The organism is Streptomyces sp. Ag109_O5-10 (assembly GCF_900105755.1).
GTDB lineage: Bacteria > Actinomycetota > Actinomycetes > Streptomycetales > Streptomycetaceae > Streptomyces.
Window position 1 is genome coordinate 1,474,041 of record NZ_FNTQ01000001.1, and the last position, 17,926, is coordinate 1,491,966.

A 17,926-nucleotide genomic window follows, 5' to 3' on the forward strand; every position below is an offset into this window, starting at 1 on the left:
TCCCGAAAGGGCCACTGTCATGCACCTGGCAAGATTCGCGGCCTCCGCGTGTGCGCTCGCACTCGCGGCCACCGGCGTCACCGTCGCGCTGGCCCCGGCCGGCAGCGCCGCGGGGAGCAGCGTCTACTCCGTCGCTCCCTACGTCGACATGTCGAACGGTCAGGAAGGACTGCTCGACACCGCCATCACGGGACACGGGCTCAAGGCCTACACGGCGGCCTTCGTCCTCGGCGAGGGCTGCACCCAGATCTGGGGCGACACGCTCCCCATCGGCAACGACTCCTACACCGACCCCGAGATCGCCAGGGCGAAGTCCGAGGGCGCCTCCGTCATCATCTCCTCCGGCGGGGCGAGCGGTGAGCCGCTCGCCTGGACGTGCTCGACCCAGAGCAGCATCGACGCCGGGTACCAGGCCATCATCAACGACTACGGCGTCACCCAGCTCGACTTCGACGTCGAGGGCGCCGCCATCGCGGACACCGCGGCCGCGGCCCGTCAGATGCAGGCGATGAAGGACCTCAAGGCGTCCAACCCGAACCTCCGGTTCTCCATGACCCTGCCGGTGCTGACGAGCGGGCTGACCAACGACGGCGTCAACATCCTCAAGGCCGCGAAGACCGCGGGCATCAAGATCGACGTGGTCAACATCATGGCCATGGACTACTACGCGGGCACCGGCACCGAGATGGGCCAGGGCGCGGTCTCCGCGGCCAGGGCCACGCTCGCGCAGATGCAGTCCGTGGACTCCGGTTACACCTACGCCAACCTCGGCATCACGCCGATGATCGGCAAGAACGACGACGGCTCCACCTTCACGCTCGCGGACGCCCAGACGGTGGAGTCCTTCGCCGCGCAGAACGGCGTCGGACGGCTGTCGTTCTGGTCGGCCAACCGGGACCAGCCGTGCAGCGGCAGCGCCAACTCGCTCTCCACGTGCAGTGAGATCAGCCAGAACACGCTCGCCTTCACCGACGCGTTCGTGCCCTACGAGGGCAGCACGGGTGGTGGCGGAGGAGGCACCACCACCGACTTCTCGCTGTCCCTGTCGCCGGGTTCGGCCTCGGTCGCCCAGGGCGGTTCGGCGACCGCGACCGTCGGCACGGCCGTCACCTCCGGCAGCGCCGAGTCCGTCAGCCTCTCCGCCTCCGGCGCGCCCTCCGGCGTCGGCCTCTCCTTCAGCCCCGCCTCCGTGACGTCCGGCGGCAGTTCGACGCTGACGGCGACGGTCGGCTCGTCCGTGGCCGCGGGCACCTACCCGATCACCGTCACCGGCACGGCCGCGAGCGGCAGCCACAGCGCGACCTACTCGCTCACGGTCACCTCCTCCGGCGGGGGCGGTGGCGGCGGCTCACTGGTCAACGCGGGCTTCGAGACCGGCAGTCCGAGCCCCTGGACCTGCACGGGCGGCAGCGCGGTGGTCTCCGGCCCGGTCCACAGCGGCAGCCACAGCCTGCAGGTCACGCCGAGCTCCAGCAGCACCGGCGAGTGCGACCAGAGCGTGACCCTGTCCGCCAACCACACCTACACCCTCACCGCCTGGGTGCAGGGCCCGTACGCCTACATCGGGGTCAGCGGCGGCGCCACCGCGAGCACCTGGTCCAACAGCGGCAGCTGGAACCAGCTCACGGTCAGCTTCACCACCGGCGGCAGCGGGGCGGTCACCGTCTACGTGCACGGCTGGTACGGCCAGTCCAGTGTCGCCGCGGACGACTTCACCCTGCGCTGAGCGCGGGCACCACGGTGCGGGGGCCGGTTCCCCGGGCATCCGCCCGGGGAACCGGCCCCCTCGTCCGTGCCGCCGTACGTCCTACTGGCCGAAGCCGTAGGCGAACAGGTGGTCGGTGCCGGTCTGGCCGGTCACCGGCAGCGTCACCGACGCCACCTGCTTGGCCGGGTCCAGGGTGACCTTCGTCGCGAAGACGTAGGTCTTCACGCCGTCGCGGCCGCCGCTCCCGGTGTTCCGGTAGGCGGTGGTCACGGCCGTCGTGTCACCCGGCAGCGGCTTGCTCGGGCCGCCGTTGAGCGTCCAGTCGGAGAAGCCGACCGTCGCCTGCGAGGTGGTGCCGTCGGTGTAGGTGACGGTCAGGGTGCCCGAGACCCCGCTGCCGTCGGTCGGGGCGTTGACCGCGGCGCCCAGCAGGCCCAGCGACGATCCCGAGGTGCCGGCCGGCATCGAGATCGTCTGCCCGGCCATCTCCAGGTTGTCGAGCCGGCCGGACGTCACCGTCGGCCAGGTGTAGGAGATGCCGTCCACCGTGAGGGTGGAGCCGCTGGTGACGCCGGCCGCCGACAGCGCGTTCTGCGAGTAGGCCCAGCCGCCGCCGTCGAACCCGCCCGAGTAGGTGGCGCCGTCGGGGTAGATCCCCTCGTTGGTGTTGTAGGGCCACAGCGCGCCGGCCTTGGCCACGGCCACCCGCAGGCTCGCCCCGGACAGTGCCGTACCCGTGCCGTGGTCGGTCAGGGCGAAGGTGACCGGGTAGGTTCCCTCGGTCGCGCCGGCCGTGACGTGGACCTTGGCCTCGGCGCTGCCCGAGGCGGGCACGGTCAGCGAGCCGGAGGCCGTGTCCAGGGTGACGCCGGAGGGCGCGGTCGCCGTCCAGTCGACCGTGACGGCCTTGCTGCCGAGGTTGGTGAGGTCGAGGGTGGCGTCGTCGCCCGTGCCCGGCTGGAGGACCAGGCCGTTGCTGGGACCGGTCGCCGCGAGCACCCGGCCGCCGCCCGTGGTGTCCGACGGCGGCACCGCCGACGGGCCGGACGCCCAGGAGGTGTTCGGCTGGGTGCCGAGCGTGTAGTCGAGCGTGCCGGCGCCCTTGAACTGCTGGTAGGTCAGCCAGGAGGCGTTCCAGGCCTTTCCCTTGACGTTCAGGGACTGCACGTAGGGCGCGTCGGGCGCGGCCTGCGGCGCGTTGATCCGCACCGTCTTGCCGTTGCCGAGGGTCACCTGGGCGACCGGGAAGGCGGGGCTGCCGAGCACCAGGGTGTCCGTACCCGGGGTCTCCGGGTACATGCCGAGCTCGGACCAGACGTACCAGGAGCTCATGGCTCCGAGGTCGTCGTTGCCGAAGGAGCCGACCGGCGCGTTGAAGTACAGGCCCTGCTGGGCCGCGCGGACGGCCGCCTGGGTCTTCCAGGGCTGCCCCGTGTAGTTGTACTCCCAGGGGATCTCGACGCTGGGCTCGTTGCTCAGGTCGGCGTCGGTGCCGCCGGGGCTGGTGATGTCGTCGAGGAGGCTGTCCAGGTAGGACGAGTACGCCTTGGTGCCGCCGCGGGCCTGGATGAGCTGTTGCAGGTTGAAGGGGACCATGGGGGTGTACTGGGCGGAGGTGCCCTCCACGAAGCCGTTGGAGGTGCCCGGGGTGAAGCCGCCCGCGAACTGGCCGTCCTTGTTCTTCGCCTGCATGTAGCCGGTCTGCGGGTTGAAGACGTTCATCCAGTCCTGGGCACGGGTGGCGAACTTCGTGTAGACGTCCGTCCTGCCGAGCGACTTGGCGAAGGCGGCGAGGGCGTAGTCGGCGGAGTCGTACTCCAGCTGGGTGGAGACCGGGCCGTAGAAGTTGCAGCAGTTGTAGTCGTTCTCGTCCAGCGGGAGGTAGCCCTTGGCGTCCCGCACGGACTCGCCGGGGCGGTCGTTGTTCGGGACCGTGGCCTCGTGCTGGAGCGCGGCCAGCGCCTTGGCCGTGTCGAAGTCCGTGGCGCCGAAGGCGTACGCGTCGGCGATGATGCCGGCCGCCGGGTCGCCGACCATCACGTAGCTCTCGCCGTTGTTCGAGGCCCACTTGGGCAGCAGGCCCGTCTGGTCGTAGCCGTTGAGCATCGAGGTGACGACGTCACTGGCGACCTTGGGCTCGACCAACGCCATCAGCTGGGTCTGGGAGCGGTAGGTGTCCCAGCCCGAGTAGTTGGCGTACTGGGCCTGCTGCCCCTTGGCCAGCTTGTGGACCTGGTTGTCCATGCCCATGTACTGGCCGTTGGCGTCGGAGAAGACGTTGGGGTGCAGCAGGGCGTGGTAGAGCGCGGTGTAGAACTGCGTCTGCTGGTCGGTGGATCCGCCGCCCACATCTGTCTTCTTCAGCACCGCGTTCCAGGCGTCGTGGTTGGCCTTCTCGACGGCGCCGACGTTCCAGTTCTTGATCTCGGTGGCGAGGTTGGCCGCCGCGTTGGCGTCGCTCGTGTACGAGATGCCGACCTTCGCCGTGACCGTCGTGTTCGCGGAGGTGTCGAAGGTCAGGTACATGCCGTTGGCGCCGGTCGTGGGCGGCTGGGCGGCCTGGGCGGCCTTCGACAGCCGGGACGCCGTACCGGCGCTCGGTGGTGCGGAGGGCGTGCCCGAGGTCTTGGCGGAGGCCTTGGCAGCGCTCCCGTGGACCGTCGGGGCCGGCTTCGCCGGGACGGTGAAGTGCTTCTCCTTCAACGGCTTCGACGTGGACTTCTGCGGGGCCTGGGCGACCTTGCCCGCCTTCAGCGACGTCGCGTCGGGGGTGATGGTGGAGCCGACCCAGGTGCCGCTCGCCGCGAACGGCCGGTCGAACTTGATGTCGAAGTGCAGCGTGTACCGGTTGCTCGCGCCGCAGAAGTGGCCGCTGTCGATCGCGCCGCTGATCTCCTTGCTGTTCACCACCTGGACGCGGGTCCCGTCCACCTGGGTGGCGCCCCCGCTGAGCTTGAACAGCAGGTTGGCCTGCTGTCCCGCCGGGAAGGTGAAGGTGCCGAGCCCGGCGCGGGTGGTGTCGGTCAGCTCGGTCTTCACGCCGCCCGCGTCGGTGACCTTGTACGACCCGACGGCGGCCTGCTCGTCGGCGTGGCTGAAGCCGACGGAGGTGCTGCCGAGGTCGCCCGAGAGCGCGCCGGTCAGCGGCAGCACGGGCAGGTCGCCGGCGACCGGGCAGCCCGGTCCCGAGACGTGGGTGAGGCTGAAGCCGGAGATCTTCTTGTCGGCGTACTCGTAGCCGCCGCCGTCGGGACGGTTCGGCGTCGTGTCGGGCCCCCACTGCACCATGCCGGCCGGCATGTCGGGGCCGGGGAAGGTGTCCACCGCACCGGAGGTGCCGATGAGGGGGTTGACGAGGGACGCGGGGTCCGTCACGAGGGCGGGCGCCTTGCCACTCGCGGCCACGGCGTTTCCCGTCGCCGTGAGCGGCAGAGCCGCCATGCCCAGGACGCAGGCCACGGCGAGGTGCCTGCGCAGTCCCGCTCGGGTGGAGGGTGGTGCGGTTGAACGTCGGGGTCTCACCATCGGTTGCCTCCGCAGCAGTTCGTGCTTCGCACATCAGGTGTCGGCGCGCCGAGAAACACCGGAATGCCGGCGACAGGCAACGAGCCCGGTCGCCCCCACGGCGGCCTGACAACGTTGCCATGCACGAGAGTTGAGTGAAACGCCTGTGCTTGCGGCATGTCAACGAGGCCAACAGGACTTTCTGGGTGCGAAGTTCGCCACGGGGCGTGCGCCAGGCTCGATGCCGGTATCACTTGCGGGAGTTACGGCGCCCCGGCAAGGCGGGTCACGACGCCCCGGCAACCGCCCCTACAGCCCCCGGGTGACCGGGCCGAGCGCCTCGGCGAGCTGTTCGCGGTGCCGCCGCAGCGCCTCGGGGGTGACGCCCTCCGCGGCCACGGCGCGGGCGAGGCCGTCGGTGGTCACCTTGAGGACGGCGCTCATGGTGGCGGCCCGCAGCCGCACGTCGAGCAGGCCGGCGGCCCCGCCCGCGCGTTCGGTGAGCACGTCGGCGAACGTGTCCTCCGCACGCTCCCGGAGCACCAGGTAGACGGCCCGCAGCGCGGGCTCGTCGTGGGTGAGCCGGACCACGGTGAGCACCGCCTCGGCGTCCCCGCCGGACGACGCGTCGAGTGCGGGCCGGTACGCGGTGCGCAGGTGCTCGGTGAGGTCGACGCCGGGCGGCCAGGCGCGCAGGACCGCCTGGAAGGCCGCGATCGACTGGGCGTGCAGCGGCTCCACGCAGCTCTCCTTGCGGGGGAATTGGCGCCACAGCGTGCGCTCCGAGACGCCGGCCGCCCGCGCGATCTGCTCGCCGGAGGTGGCGGCCACGCCTTGTGCGGCGAACAGCCGGACCGCGTGCCGGGAGATGTCCAGGCGCTGCCGCTGCCGTTGCCGGTCGCTGACCGGGGGCCGTCCCCGGCGCGGCGTCATCGGGCCGCTGTCCACCGTCACGTCCTCCATCGGGCGATCCAACCACGCCGGAACCGCGGGGCGACTGGCCGAAAACATTATTGGCAGTGACTGACAATAAAGTGTTACGGTCGAAGTGCCGGAAGATCGCGTTCCGAGGTCCAGGAGGAGGACCATGAACGGTGCCGCCGAGCGTTCCCGACTTCCCTTCGCACGGCCGAACGTGCTCGATCTCGCACCCCTGTACGAGGTGCTGCGCCGGGAGGCGCCGATCACGCCGGTCACCACGCCCGCCGGGGATCCGGCCTGGCTGGTCACCCGGTTCGAGGAGGTCCGCGACCTCCTCGGCGACAGGCGGCTCGGCCGCTCCCATCCCGAGCCGGAACGGGCGTCCCGCATCACGAGCGCTGCGGTACAGGAAGGTCCCTCGGGCACCTACGCCACCGAGGAGGCCGACCACACCCGGATGCGCCGGCTCCTGACCCCGGCCTTCTCCGCCCGGCGCATGGTGATGCTCTCCGATCACGTACGGCAGCTGGTGGACGGCTGCATCGACCGGCTGCTCGCCGAGCGGGCCGCCGCGCCCGACGGGGTGGTCGACCTGCACGCGGGGCTGGCCTTCCCGGTGCCCGTCGCGGTCATCTGCCGGCTGCTCGGCGTGCCCGAGACCGACCGCGAGCACTTCGCCTCGCTGTCGGAGCGCATGGCCGACTACGCCATCGGCGACGAGGCCGAACGGGCCCGGGACGAGTTCAACGACTACATGATCACGCTCGCCGAGGCCAAACGCGCCCGGCCGGGCGAGGACGTCATCTCCGACCTGGTGCGCGCCCAGAGCGCCGACGCGGACTTCGACTACTCGGAGATGATCCGGCTCTGCGTCGGGCTGCTGTTCGCCGGGCACGAGACGACCGTCAACCGCATCGGCCTCGGCACGCTCTTCCTGCTCACCCGTCCCGGCCAGTGGCGGGCGCTGACCGCCGACCCGCCCGGCCGCGTCAACGCCACCGTCGAGGAGATCATGCGCCTGGGCGCGCCCGGTGACCTCGGTCTGCTGCGCTACGCCCACACCGACGTCGACGTCGCCGGGGTCACCATCCGTACCGGCGACGCCGTGATCCTCTCCATCAACTCGGCCAACCGGGACGCGTCCGTCTACACCGACGCCGAGACGTTCGATCCCGACCGTCCGGAACGCAACCACCTCGGATTCGGCCACGGCCCGCACTTCTGCATCGGGGCGAGCCTGGCCCGGACGGAGCTGCGCATCGTCTTCGCCGCCCTGGCCGAACGGCTGCCCGGTCAGCGGCTCGCCAAGGACGTCGACGACCTCGCCCTGCGCACCACCCTCACCGGCGGGGTCCGCGAGCTGCCCGTGACCTGGTGAGGGCACCGCCCGGACAGGGGCGTGGCCGCGGGCCGGCCGTGGGGCCGGGCCGCGTCCGCGCCCGCCGGGTCACCCCTCGTCGCGCAGCCTGGCCGCCAGGGCGGTCAGGGACTCCGTCTCCTCGGCGTGGCCCAGGGCGGTGAGCCGGGAGACCGCCCCGTCGATCCGGGCGAGGGCGGGCGCGGAGCGCTCCAGGTAGCGGCCCTCCACCACGGCCGCCAGCCGGACGCACTCGGCCCACTCGCCGACCTGCTCCCTGTCGTGGGACTCGGGTTCGGGTTCGCCGAGCAGGGCGAGGGCCTTCTCCAGCGCGGTCAGGGCGGCCTCGTACTCGCAGGCGTAGGCGTTGACCCGGCCGTGCTCGTAGGCGAGCGCGCTGTCCAGGTCGCGGCCCCTGGCCCGGTACCCCGTGGCGCGGGCCTCGTCGGCGATCCGGCCCGCGTCGGCGAGCAGGGCGAGGGCGTCGGGCAGGCCCTCGGCTCCCTGGTGCTGGGCCTGGAGGCGGGCGAGTTCGCGCAGGCAGCTGCTGAGCTGCTCGTAGCGCGGTTCCCGGGCGTGCGCGGCGAGGGCCTGGTCGGCTGCCTCGCGGGCCGGGCCGTACTCGCCGGACTCGGCGAGGAGCACGGCGGTCTCGGCGGCGATCATGGCGTGGCTGCCGGGGTCGTCGTCCCAGTCGGCCGACTCGGCCGCGAGGGCGGCGTACTCGGCCGTGGCGGCCTTGCGGTCCTCCCCCGCGTGCAGCGCGCGGGCGCGGGCCAGACGCAGCTGTGCGACGAGCCGGTCGTCCAGTTCCCCCGCGGCGACGTCCGGTTCGGCCAGCACGGAGTCGAGCAGCGCGATGCAGTCCTCGACGCGGCCGAGGTCGAGGCTGAGCTGGGCCGCGTTGCTGTAGGTGCAGAACGCGTCGAACCGGCTGCCGTGGCGCAGCTCCAGCTCCGCGGAGCGGGTCAGGTGCCGAAGTGCCTCATCGGGGCGGTCCAGGCGCATGCAGACCTGGGCCAGATCGGCGTGCAGCCGGGCGGTGCCGGCCGCGTTGGACGGCCAGTCGGCGGCCAGTCGCAGGCTCTCGCTCAGGTCCGCGTACGCGGCCCGCGCGTCCTTGAGACCGAACCGGACCCGGCCGCGCAGGCCGAGTGTGCGGGGCAGGTGCCAGGCGGGGCCGTGGGCCTTCAGCTCGTCGAGGAGGGCGTCGAGCTCCGTGATCGCGGCGGGCAGGTCGCCGGAGACGGCGTACGTGCTGGCCCGCAGCAGCCGGGCGCCGGAGACCTGTCCGGCGATGTCGTGCCGGGTGGCGAAGGCGAGGAGCAGGTCCACCTCGGCGAGGACCGGCGCGACGTGCTCCTCGTCCCTCGACGCCTGCAGCCGCATGCCGAGCGCGGTCGCCCGCAGCCGCAGCAGCCGCGCCTCCTGGTAGGGGGCGAGGCCGGCCGCCTCCTCGTGCAGCCGGACGAGGGCCGCGTGGGCGGCGGTCAGCGCGGCGGCCTGCTCCTCGGCCCCGTCGCCGTGCTTCCCGGGAAGGCCGCCCCCGGGCAGCAGCGCGCAGGCGCGGGCGAGTGCCGCGTGGCCCGCCGCCCCGGCCTCGTCGTACCGGCCCGCGGCCTCCTCGTACAGGGCGGCCGCCGCGTCGAACTGCTCCCGCTCGGCCGCCCGGCCCGCCTCGTCCTCCAGCAGGTCCGCGCGCAGCCGTGCCGGTGGTCCCACGGCGGGGTCGTCGGGGTGGGCGTAGCCGGGGGCGGCGACGAGCGTGCGCAGCCGTTCCCAGCAGGCCACCGCGTCCGGGTGGCCCTCCGCGTCCAGCTGCCGTGCCCGGACGACGAGTTCGGGCAGCGACTCGGGGACGGCGGCGGCCGTACGGGCGGCGACGGCAGGAGCGGCCGCCGGGGCCACGTCGTCCAGGCCGCGGGTGCGCAGGGTCAGTTCGAGTGCGTCGAGGAGGGGAGCGCGGTCCAGGCGGGCCCGGCGCCGGTCGGCGTGGGCCGTGGTGCCGTTGCGGGCGTCGAAGCGGGCGGCGAGATCGTCGGCGCGGCCGCACACCTCGGCGCGCAGTCCGGCCACCGTCCAGGTCCGGCCCGCGTATCCGGCGGCGGGCAGCTCGCCGTGGCCGAGGGTCTCGACGCGCTGGAGGAGGACCTCGACGCCGGTGAGGAAGCCGAGCAGGTCCAGCGGCGAGTCGACCTCGTCGAACAGGTTCCGGTTCTCCGCGAGGAGTTCCAGGCCGCGTGCCTCGTTGCCGGTGAGCGCGCAGAACTCCAGGTGCCGGCCGACCTCGCCGGACATCGAGGGGTTGCGGCGGCAGGCGCGGTAGCCGCTCAGGTGAAGGGCGCGGGCCCGGTCGGCCGCACCGGTGCGCAGCAGGGGAAGCAGCGCGTACGACACGGAGCGGGCGGGCTCCTCCTGGCAGGACTCCTTCCCGTCCAGGACGGGCTGCCAGGTGCGCAACGCCCGCTCGTCGTCGTCCGCGTCCAGGTGGTACAGGGCGCGCTCGCAGATCTCGCAGGCCTCGCAGTCGCTGAGCCGGGTACGAGTGCGTCCCGCCCACAGTTCGTAGGCGAGGTGGGTGTCCTCGCCGACGTGGGCCGCGAGCCGGTAGGCCTGTGCGTAGCAGGGCTGGAGCTCGAGACCGGCCTTCTCGTAGCGGTCGCGCATCTCGGTCAGCCACTGGCGCAGGCTCGCCAGCGGGATCTCGGGCAGCGCGATCAGCGCGTTGGCCACCCACTTGAACCGCCAGAACAGCGTGTGCCGCAGCCGCTCGTCGAAGACGTCGGGCTGCTCGTCGAAGAGCGTGAGCAGGCGGGCGAAGACGACGGGCGACTTACGCGGTTCGGAGCCGTAGGTGTAGGCCTCCTGCAGTTCGAGGAGCGCGTGGACGAGCGGGCGGGGTTCCGCGAACTGCTCGGCGGCCTCCGCCAGTTCCTCGGCCGTGACGGTGCGGGTACGGCCGTAGGGGCGCCGGTCGTTCTCCTGCAGCGCCTGGTACAGCTCGTCCGTGTTCTGGGGATGGGGTGCGGTGGGCATCGTCAGCTGTCCTTGCGGAGGGCGTGGGCGAGGAGATCGAGGAAGGAGCGGTTGATGAGGCTCGACTCGGCGGGCCTGAGCGGGCGCCGGGACAGCATCGCGGCCTGCCCGTAGAGGGCCTCGGCGCTGGTGCGGGCCAGTTCGGGCTCGTCGATGGTGACCGCGGTGCGGACCAGCGGGTTGAGCTGGTTGAGGATCAGCTGGGCGCGCGGGGCCTCCTGGCGCAGGTGGCCGAGGATGTCGCCCCACACGCCGCCCTGCTGTTCGCGGGCGAGCTGGGAACGGGTGCGCTCGTGCCGGGCCTCTCGGCTGTCGAGGAGGAGGGCGGGGGCGGAGGCGGGCTGGAAGGTGCGCAGGGCGACGTCGCAGTCGAAGACGGCGAGGGCGTCGCGGGCCTGTGCGAGGTAGGCCGCTGCGGCGAGTTCCGTCTCCCGGTCGACGGGGTCCAGGTGGGCGGTGAGGGTGCCCGGGTCGAGGTCGGCGACGGCGACCTCGGGCCTGATCTCCGGCAGCCGGTGGACGAGTTCGCGGTCGTAGGTGTAGCCACCGTTGACGACGCCGAGCCCGGCGGCCCCGGCGATCGCCGCCACCTGCCGGAACTCCTCGACGCTCGAGGTGACGAGCACGGTGCGGTGGGTGCGCGCGAACTCGTCGAGGGTGGCGTGTCCGTCGGTGGTCTCGAACGGCAGCCACGGCAGCAGCATCCGCAGGATCTCGTCGTCGTGCACGGCCAGCGACTTGACGGCCAGGTGGTGGGTCTGCAGGAAACGGCCGAGGAGTTCGGGGTCGCTGGCGGCGGTCCGGGAGATCCAGGCGCGCAGCCGTTCGGCGAGGGCGTCCCGGACCGCGGCGAGGGTGTCGTCCTCGTAGAGGGACTCGCGGGACGCGGTCGGGCGCAGGCTCTCGGCGTCGAGGACGCAGCGGACGAAGAACGCCCACTCGGGCAGGATCTCCTCGGCCTGCTCGGACAGGAGCATGCCCTTGACGTGCACGCGGTGGCCGTGGCGGCGCCCGGCCGGCACCGCCTCGGGGAGCACGCACGCGATGCCCTTCAGACCCACGGCCGGCAGGTCCAGGTCGACGGTGTCCAGCGGCGTGAAGCCGAAGACCTCCTCGCCGTAGGCGGCCAGCGCGCGGGAGCGTGCGCCCGGAGTGGGGTAGGAGCGCGCCCAGGGTGCGGGCTCGGGGTTGACGGGTGCGGCCGGGCCGCCGGCGCCGTCGTCGAAGGTCACGGGGTGGCGCAGCAGGGAGCCGAAGTGCCGTGCCAGGGCCTGCACCTCGACCGGCCCGGTCCACTCCCCCGCGTCCGCGCGGGGGGTGAGGGTGACGGTGGTGCCGGGCCGGGGGCGGGCGGCGGCGGGCAGGGTGCGGACGGTGTAGCTGCCGTCGCCGCGGCCGCGCCACTCCACGGCGGGGGCGTCGGGCGTGCGGGCGGACCGGCTGACGACGTGGATCTCGTCGGCGACCAGGAAGCAGGAGAGCAGGCCGATGCCGAACTGGCCGATGAAGTCGGCGCGTTGCTCGGCCACCTGCTCGGCACGCTTGCTGCTGCGGCCGATGGTGGCGAGGAAGGTGTGCACGTCGGCCTCGGTGAGGCCGACCCCGTCGTCCTCCACCCGGACCACCGAACCGTCGGCGTACAGGCGGATGCCGAACGCGCCGGCCGGGGCGCCCGGTTCGAGGCCGTGCCGGGCGGTGAGCGCGTCCACCGCGTTCTGCAGGAGCTCGCGCAGGTAGACGCGGGGGCTGGAGTAGAGGTGGTGGGAGAGGAGGTCGACGAGGCCGCGCAGATCCACCTGGAAGGTGCGGTCGGCGGCGGCCGGGCTCGCGGGGGTGTGGGGCAGAGTCATCACAGAGTCCGGGGTGGGGTGTTCGAGGGGTGGCGGACGGAAGGTGCGCCGGGCGGCGCGGCGGGCGCCGGCGCCGGCGGCCGGTTCAGGCGCGGCGCCGGAACCTGGCGTACGTCTTCTCCGGCTGCGCCATGTAGGTCCAGGGCCACCGGGTCCAGGCGCCGTCCAGCTCGTGGTAGACGCGCGGGGCCACGACGCTCTCGGCCGACAGCGACAGGGCCATGGCGAAGATGTTGAAGTCCTCCTGCCAGCCCGGGCGCCGCTCGTAGCCGGGGTGCAGGATGCTGCGCCTGGCCGCGTCCCTCAACTCGCCCTGGATCTCGGGGGTGTCGAGGCAGTCCTTGTCGTCCGACTCCACCCAGTCCTCGATATGGGCCATGGCGACGACGCAGCCGAGGCGGTGGCCGTCGGGAGCGCCGGCGAACGACTTGCGGGCGAACTCCAGGGCCTGGCCCGACCCGCCGTGCCACCGGGGCTGGAGGTGGGACACCCACTCGATGTGGGTCGCCAGGTCCAGCGGGTCGCGGCGCAGGGCGGCGTCGAGCCGGGCCTCGTTGACGGCGGTGCCGACCGACATGCCGCGGCCCGAGGTGAGCAGGCGCCGCCACGGGGTGATCCACTCCGGCCGCAGCTCGGCGGCTTCCAGCAGGTGCTCCTCGGCGATCTGCAGCCGGTCGTAGAAGACGCGCCACTGCTCCCGCGAGACGTCCGTGGCACGCGCGGAGGTACGGGCCTCCCAGCCCCAGTTGACGTGCCGTGCCCCGGATATCAGCAGGGCCGTCGCCCGGTGCTCCTCGTCCTCCTCGACGACCCGGCCGATCCAGTCCTGCAGACCGTCCACGTCGGACAGTTCGCCCAGCACCTGGTGGTCGCGGCCGAGGTCGAAGTGGGCCAGGGCCATCCTGAGCGCGTCCCAGTCACCCGACTCCGCGGCGACGAGCAGCGCCATGACCCGGGTGTCCCCCAGGGACTGCAGCTTGTAGACCCCGTTCTGCCTGCGCGGCACGGGAAGCGCGTGCGGATCCGCCGCCGGTCTCTCCCCGCCTCTGCCGAACAGCTTGCCGAACATGCCGCGCCCTCCCCAAGATCCGCGTGATCATCGGGTGCAGCATAAGGGCCACCACCGACAGCACTTCCACGGAGTTTCCACGGATGGTGCACGGCGAACGGACGGTTCGGCACCGGCGGACGCCGGGCGCACCCGCCGCCGCGCCGGCCGGCGCCCGGAAGGGAGCCCCTTCGGCAGCTCCGGGAGCGGGTCCGGGACGAGACGCCGGCAGGCCGCAGGGCGGGGTCGACCGCAGATCCAGCCGCTCTCCAGCACCCGGGACGAGTATCTGAGGCTGCCGGGGGTGGCCCGGGAATCGGACGCGGTGCCTGCGGAGGTGCATGCCGATGGACGTGACGGCGCTCGAGGTGATCTTCGGACCGGTACCGACCGGCGTGACGGCGGTGACGACGACCCGCGGGGACGGGAAGCCGCGGGGCTTCGGCCGGCCGTCCGGCGGCCGGCCGGAACCGGCCCGGCCGCCGCTGCTCCACCCGCGCGAAGTGCGCAACGCCCCGGCCGGCACCGGCGGGCCGGCGGTGCGCGCGTGAAGCGGAGTGTGCCGGGCGCCCCGGGTACGGCGGACCGGCCGGGCGGCGCGGGGATGCAGCCGTCCTGGGAACGCCACCGGGCCGGCGAGAGGCCTGTTCGCGCCGACGAGGCTTCCGGGGACCGCTCCCGTCGGCTCCCACCCCGTGCGGTGCCGGTCCGGCGTCAGGCTCACGGAGCCGGACCGGGCGGTGCCGGGGCCGAGGTCCCCCTCCCCGCCGAGGGCCCGCGCGGTGGCCACGGCGGCGGCGAGCTTCTCCCGGACCAGGAGCCCGCGCAGGCGCCCGTCGGGCCGGACCTGGGTGAGCACACTCTGGCCGACCTCCTGGGGAGCATCTTCGACCTCACGTACCGTCAGCTGTCCGTCCGGGGGCCGGAGTGAGCGGGCGACGGACGCGGGACCCGTCCGGGCCCACTGCGGCCGAACCGCTCCAAGGGTTCCCCAGGCGTCCTCCAGCGCGTCCGGCGAGGTTGGGGCGGTACGCCGACGCCCAGTAGCGAGGAGGCACCACCCATGTCCGGCTTCGTACTCACCCCCACCGACACGGCCGACCGGGTGCGGGTGGCCGCCGCACTGGCCGCCCGGCACGCCGGGTCCGCGGACCGCGCCCGGCGGCTGCCCGGCGAGGTCGTGGCCGCGCTGGTCGCGGCCGGCTTCTCCCGGCACTTCGTGCCGGTCCGCTGGGGCGGACGGGCGGGCGGCTTCGGCGAACTCCTGGACGCGGTGTGCACGGTGGGCGAGGGCTGTACCTCCGCCGCCTGGATCGCCGCGGTGATCGCCGGCGCCGCCCGGATGGGTGTGTACCTCCCGGAGGAGGGGCAGCGCGAGCTGTGGGCCACCGGCGCCGAGACCGTGATCGCGGGCGCGCTCAACCCGGGCGGACGCGCCACCCCCGAGGCCGGTGGCTGGCGGCTCACCGGTGAGTGGCCGACGGTCAGCGGTGTGGACTTCGCCGACTGGACTCTGGTGTGCGCGCTGGTGCCCCGGGGGGAGCGGACGGTGGCCAGGTTCTTCGCCGTGCCGTGCCGGGACTACCGGGTCGTGGACACGTGGTTCAACGTCGGCCTGCGGGCCACGGGCAGCAACACCCTCATCGTGGAGGGGGCGTTCGTCCCCGGGCACCGGTCCGTCGCGCGCGGGGCCGTCCGCCAGGGCCTGGCCGTCGGCTCCGGCGCCCCGTGCCACACCGCCAGGCTGCGCACGATCAGCGGCACGTTGTTCGCCGCCCCCGCGCTCGGAGCGGCGCGTGCGGCCGTACGGGCCTGGTCGGCGCGGTCGGGGGGTCGAACCGTCGGGGGGCCGTTCGCGCCCGGGGACGACCCGCGGGCGCGGAGCGTACTGGCACGGGCCGAGCGCGAGATCGAGAGCGCGGCGCTGCTGCTGCGCCGTGTGGCGCTGGCCGGCGACGGCGGGCCCGGCGGCGAGGGTGAACCGGCCCGTGCGCGGCGGGACTGCGCGCTGGCCGCGGACCAGTTGGTCGACGCGGTGGAACGGCTGTTCCGGGCGGCCGGCTGCGGCGCGCAGGCGCAGGACGACCCGCTCCAGCGCATCTGGCGTGACGTGCACTGCGCGGCGAGTCACACCGCTCTGCGCTTCGACACCGCGAGCGGCGCGTAGGGCGGTCGGCTGCCGGGGCGCCGGGATCCGTCCGATGGACGCGCGCGGGCCGGCCCCCCGCCGAACGGGCCGGTCCCGCCGTTTCGTCACCGGATCCGGGAACCGTTCGTGACGCTCGTCGGCTGACCGAGCCACTGCGCGGACCGCAGGTTCTCCCGCTCGCGCCTGCAAGCTTCCTGAATTGCCACTGCAGTAGACTTGGGAACCCGGATTACGGGGATCCAGGGGGAGACGTGAAAATCAGTGGCAGGACGGGCAATCGCCCTACTAGGTGGAATTCACCTTTCCGTTTCTCCGGGCGTCCGGACCGGCGCGGATTTCGGGCACTCACCGGTTCACCTGGGACGTCTTCGGAGGCTAGGTGACTCCGGAACCCGTGCGCATAGTCGTCGTCGACGACCATCGCCTGCCACGCGAAGCCCTCTGTCATGTCCTGGACTCCCAGCCCGACCTGGAGGCACACGGCGTCGACGCCGGGCCGTCCGCGGTGCGGGCGGTCGCCGAGCGGAGGCCGGACGTCGTACTGCTGGACATCGGGACGCCCGGCCGGGACCCGACGTCGACGGTGAGTGAACTGCTGGGCTGCGGCCACCCGGTGGGCATCGTCGTGCTGCACACGCAGAGCGACCTGTCGCTGATGCAGCGGCTGCTGGGCCTGGGCGTGCGCGCCTACCTGCACAAGAGCGTCAGTCAGAGCCTGCTGCTGTCGACCGTGCGGGACATCGCCGGCAGCAGGCAGCAGACGGTCACCATCACCGTGCCCTCGGGCGCCGCGCGGCCGGCGGCCGCGGTGCCGCAGCCGACCGCGGATCCGGCCCCGGACGCGTCCTCCTCCGACGTGCTGTCGGCGCGGGAGCTGGCAGTGCTGACCCTGGTGGCCGAGGCGCTGACCAACCGTCAGGTCGCGGCCAGGATGGACATCACCGAGGCCACGGTCAAGCGCCACCTGCGCAACATCTTCAGCAAGCTGGGCGCGACCTCGCGCATCGACGCGGTCAACAAGGCGATCAACGCCCTGGTCATCCAGCCCCCGGCGGCGCGGCGCGGCCAGTGAGCCGCCTCAGCCGCCACGGCCGCCCGAACGCTGCCCCCAAAGAAACACGGCCGCCCGCCGACGCCGGACCGGGAGTACCCCATAGGCGAACTCTCACCACAATGCAGACATTTCAGCTCAGATGACTACTTGGGCTGACTTTCCCGGCAAGGGACCGGGCGGGTAATGTGAAATTCACAATTAGCACATCTGATTTTACCTGCCCATGGCGGAGTTCCGCGACCGCGGTATCCAAAGGAGTATTCACCCTGCTCCTTTCGGTGTTCCCGGGACTCAAGCAGGGCTCGAGGGGGCCTTGGGAGATTGTGGTGCGCCGCCCGCCAAAAGGGCATTGTTGTCCCCGCGGGCTCGGCAGGCAAGTTGGTTGAAAGTGAATCGATTCCGCATCGAGGTGAACGAGAAAACTGTGAACGGGGGAAAAGATCGTGATCACATTCCATGTGCTCGGTCAATTGGAGGTCACCGCCGGCGCGCGCGACCTGGCACCGACCGCGCCGCGGGTGAAGGCGGTGCTGGCGCTGCTGGCGCTCAACGCGAACCGGGTGGTCAGCACCGACACGTTGTTCGCCGAACTGTGGGACGACCGGCCGCCCCGCAGTGCGGCCACCACCCTGCAGACCTACGTCTACCAACTGCGCCGGATCCTGGACTCCGTGCCGCGGGGTGAGCGGCGCTGCGAGATCGTCACCAAGGCGCCGGGCTACGAACTGCGCACCGGGCGGACCGACGCCGAGCGCTTCCTCGCCCTGTCGGAACAGGGGCGCTGCCTGTGGCGCCAGGGCCACGTCGCCGAGGCCGCCGAACGGCTGCGGCAGGCGCTCGGTCTGTGGCGCGGCGAGGCGCTGGCCGACATCAACCTCGGGCCGGAGCTGACCATGCACAAGGCCCACCTGTGCGAGCTGCGGCTGCGCGTGCTGGAACTGCGCATCCAGGCGGACGCACGGCTCGGCCGGCACCAGGAGCTGATCCCCGAACTCCGGTCGCTGGTCGCCGAGCACAGGCTCAACGAGCGGCTGCACGCCCAGCTCATCGACTCGCTGCGCGCCGCGGGCTACCGCGCCGAAGCGCTGCGGGCGTACCAGGACCTGCGCAGGGTGCTCAGGACCGAGCTGGGCCTGGAGCCGACGCCGGAGGTGCAGCGGCTGCAGGCCGAGGTGCTCAACGGTGTGCACGGCGGCTCGGTGACCGCCCTGCTCCGTACCGGCTGACCCGCCGTCACCCACCCGACAGATCCGGGACGGAGCGACCGCTCCGTCCCGGACCATCGTCCTGCGAGGAGAA

11 protein-coding genes are annotated in these 17,926 nt (G+C 72.9%); 6 read left to right on the top strand and 5 right to left on the bottom strand.

All coding sequences use genetic code 11. The annotated features are described in order from the left end of the window. Positions 1-19: 19 nt before the first annotated feature. Positions 20-1,726: a carbohydrate binding domain-containing protein gene (locus tag BLW82_RS06840; RefSeq protein WP_093497964.1), complete on the top strand. Its 1,707-nt coding sequence runs from the start codon at positions 20-22 to the stop codon at positions 1,724-1,726. 81 nt (positions 1,727-1,807) lie between these two features. Here BLW82_RS06840 and BLW82_RS06845 read toward each other — a convergent pair whose 3' ends face one another. Both BLW82_RS06845 and BLW82_RS06850 read right to left on the bottom strand, forming a co-directional pair. Beyond that, complete coding sequence (locus BLW82_RS06845; RefSeq protein WP_256215677.1) at positions 1,808-5,167, bottom strand: lectin; 3,360 nt, start codon at positions 5,165-5,167, stop codon at positions 1,808-1,810. A 354-nt stretch (positions 5,168-5,521) separates the two neighbouring features. Then, a complete protein-coding gene (locus BLW82_RS06850; protein ID WP_218162355.1) occupies positions 5,522-6,175 on the bottom strand; it encodes a TetR/AcrR family transcriptional regulator in 654 nt (217 codons plus the stop codon). Between the two features lie 124 nt (positions 6,176-6,299). On the opposite strand from BLW82_RS06850, the gene BLW82_RS06855 reads away from it, so the two are divergent. After that, the gene (locus BLW82_RS06855; protein ID WP_093497966.1) at positions 6,300-7,511 is read left to right on the top strand and encodes a cytochrome P450; all 1,212 of its coding nucleotides are present in this window, start codon (positions 6,300-6,302) and stop codon (positions 7,509-7,511) included. 69 nt (positions 7,512-7,580) lie between these two features. Here the strand turns inward: BLW82_RS06855 and BLW82_RS06860 are convergent, their stop codons facing one another. The 3 genes from BLW82_RS06860 to BLW82_RS06870 all read right to left on the bottom strand — a co-directional run bounded on the left by BLW82_RS06860 (position 7,581) and on the right by BLW82_RS06870 (position 13,445). After that, positions 7,581-10,526: a hypothetical protein gene (locus BLW82_RS06860; protein WP_093497967.1), complete on the bottom strand. Its 2,946-nt coding sequence runs from the start codon at positions 10,524-10,526 to the stop codon at positions 7,581-7,583. 2 nt (positions 10,527-10,528) lie between these two features. Then, positions 10,529-12,376, bottom strand: coding sequence for an HSP90 family protein (locus BLW82_RS06865; RefSeq protein WP_093497968.1), 1,848 nt, complete (start codon positions 12,374-12,376; stop codon positions 10,529-10,531). 85 nt (positions 12,377-12,461) lie between these two features. Then, positions 12,462-13,445, bottom strand: a complete 984-nt coding sequence (locus BLW82_RS06870) for a hypothetical protein (RefSeq protein ID WP_093497969.1) — start codon at positions 13,443-13,445, stop codon at positions 12,462-12,464. A gap of 326 nt (positions 13,446-13,771) precedes the next feature. Here BLW82_RS06870 and BLW82_RS06875 point away from each other — a divergent pair, with 326 nt between their 5' ends. The 4 genes from BLW82_RS06875 (at position 13,772) to BLW82_RS06895 (ending at position 17,853) form a co-directional block, all read left to right on the top strand. Then, the gene (locus BLW82_RS06875; protein WP_093497970.1) at positions 13,772-13,975 is read left to right on the top strand and encodes a hypothetical protein; all 204 of its coding nucleotides are present in this window, start codon (positions 13,772-13,774) and stop codon (positions 13,973-13,975) included. 512 nt (positions 13,976-14,487) lie between these two features. Then, complete coding sequence (locus tag BLW82_RS06885; protein ID WP_093497972.1) at positions 14,488-15,591, top strand: acyl-CoA dehydrogenase family protein; 1,104 nt, start codon at positions 14,488-14,490, stop codon at positions 15,589-15,591. Between the two features lie 361 nt (positions 15,592-15,952). Next, positions 15,953-16,645: a response regulator transcription factor gene (locus tag BLW82_RS06890; protein ID WP_093497973.1), complete on the top strand. Its 693-nt coding sequence runs from the start codon at positions 15,953-15,955 to the stop codon at positions 16,643-16,645. 425 nt (positions 16,646-17,070) lie between these two features. Then, entirely contained in the window at positions 17,071-17,853 is a 783-nt protein-coding gene (locus BLW82_RS06895) for an AfsR/SARP family transcriptional regulator (protein ID WP_256215678.1), read from the top strand. Positions 17,854-17,926 lie beyond the last annotated feature (73 nt).

Excerpts from the sequence above, each read along its gene's own strand:
- BLW82_RS06840 (WP_093497964.1), top strand. The coding sequence starts at position 20 with ATGCACCTGGCAAGATTCGCGGCCTCCGCGTGTGCGCTCGCACTCGCG.
- BLW82_RS06850 (WP_218162355.1), bottom strand. The coding sequence starts at position 6,175 with ATGGAGGACGTGACGGTGGACAGCGGCCCGATGACGCCGCGCCGGGGA.
- BLW82_RS06855 (WP_093497966.1), top strand. The coding sequence starts at position 6,300 with ATGAACGGTGCCGCCGAGCGTTCCCGACTTCCCTTCGCACGGCCGAAC.
- BLW82_RS06860 (WP_093497967.1), bottom strand. The coding sequence starts at position 10,526 with ATGCCCACCGCACCCCATCCCCAGAACACGGACGAGCTGTACCAGGCG.
- BLW82_RS06865 (WP_093497968.1), bottom strand. The coding sequence starts at position 12,376 with ATGACTCTGCCCCACACCCCCGCGAGCCCGGCCGCCGCCGACCGCACC.
- BLW82_RS06870 (WP_093497969.1), bottom strand. The coding sequence starts at position 13,445 with ATGTTCGGCAAGCTGTTCGGCAGAGGCGGGGAGAGACCGGCGGCGGAT.
- BLW82_RS06875 (WP_093497970.1), top strand. The coding sequence starts at position 13,772 with ATGGACGTGACGGCGCTCGAGGTGATCTTCGGACCGGTACCGACCGGC.
- BLW82_RS06885 (WP_093497972.1), top strand. The coding sequence starts at position 14,488 with ATGTCCGGCTTCGTACTCACCCCCACCGACACGGCCGACCGGGTGCGG.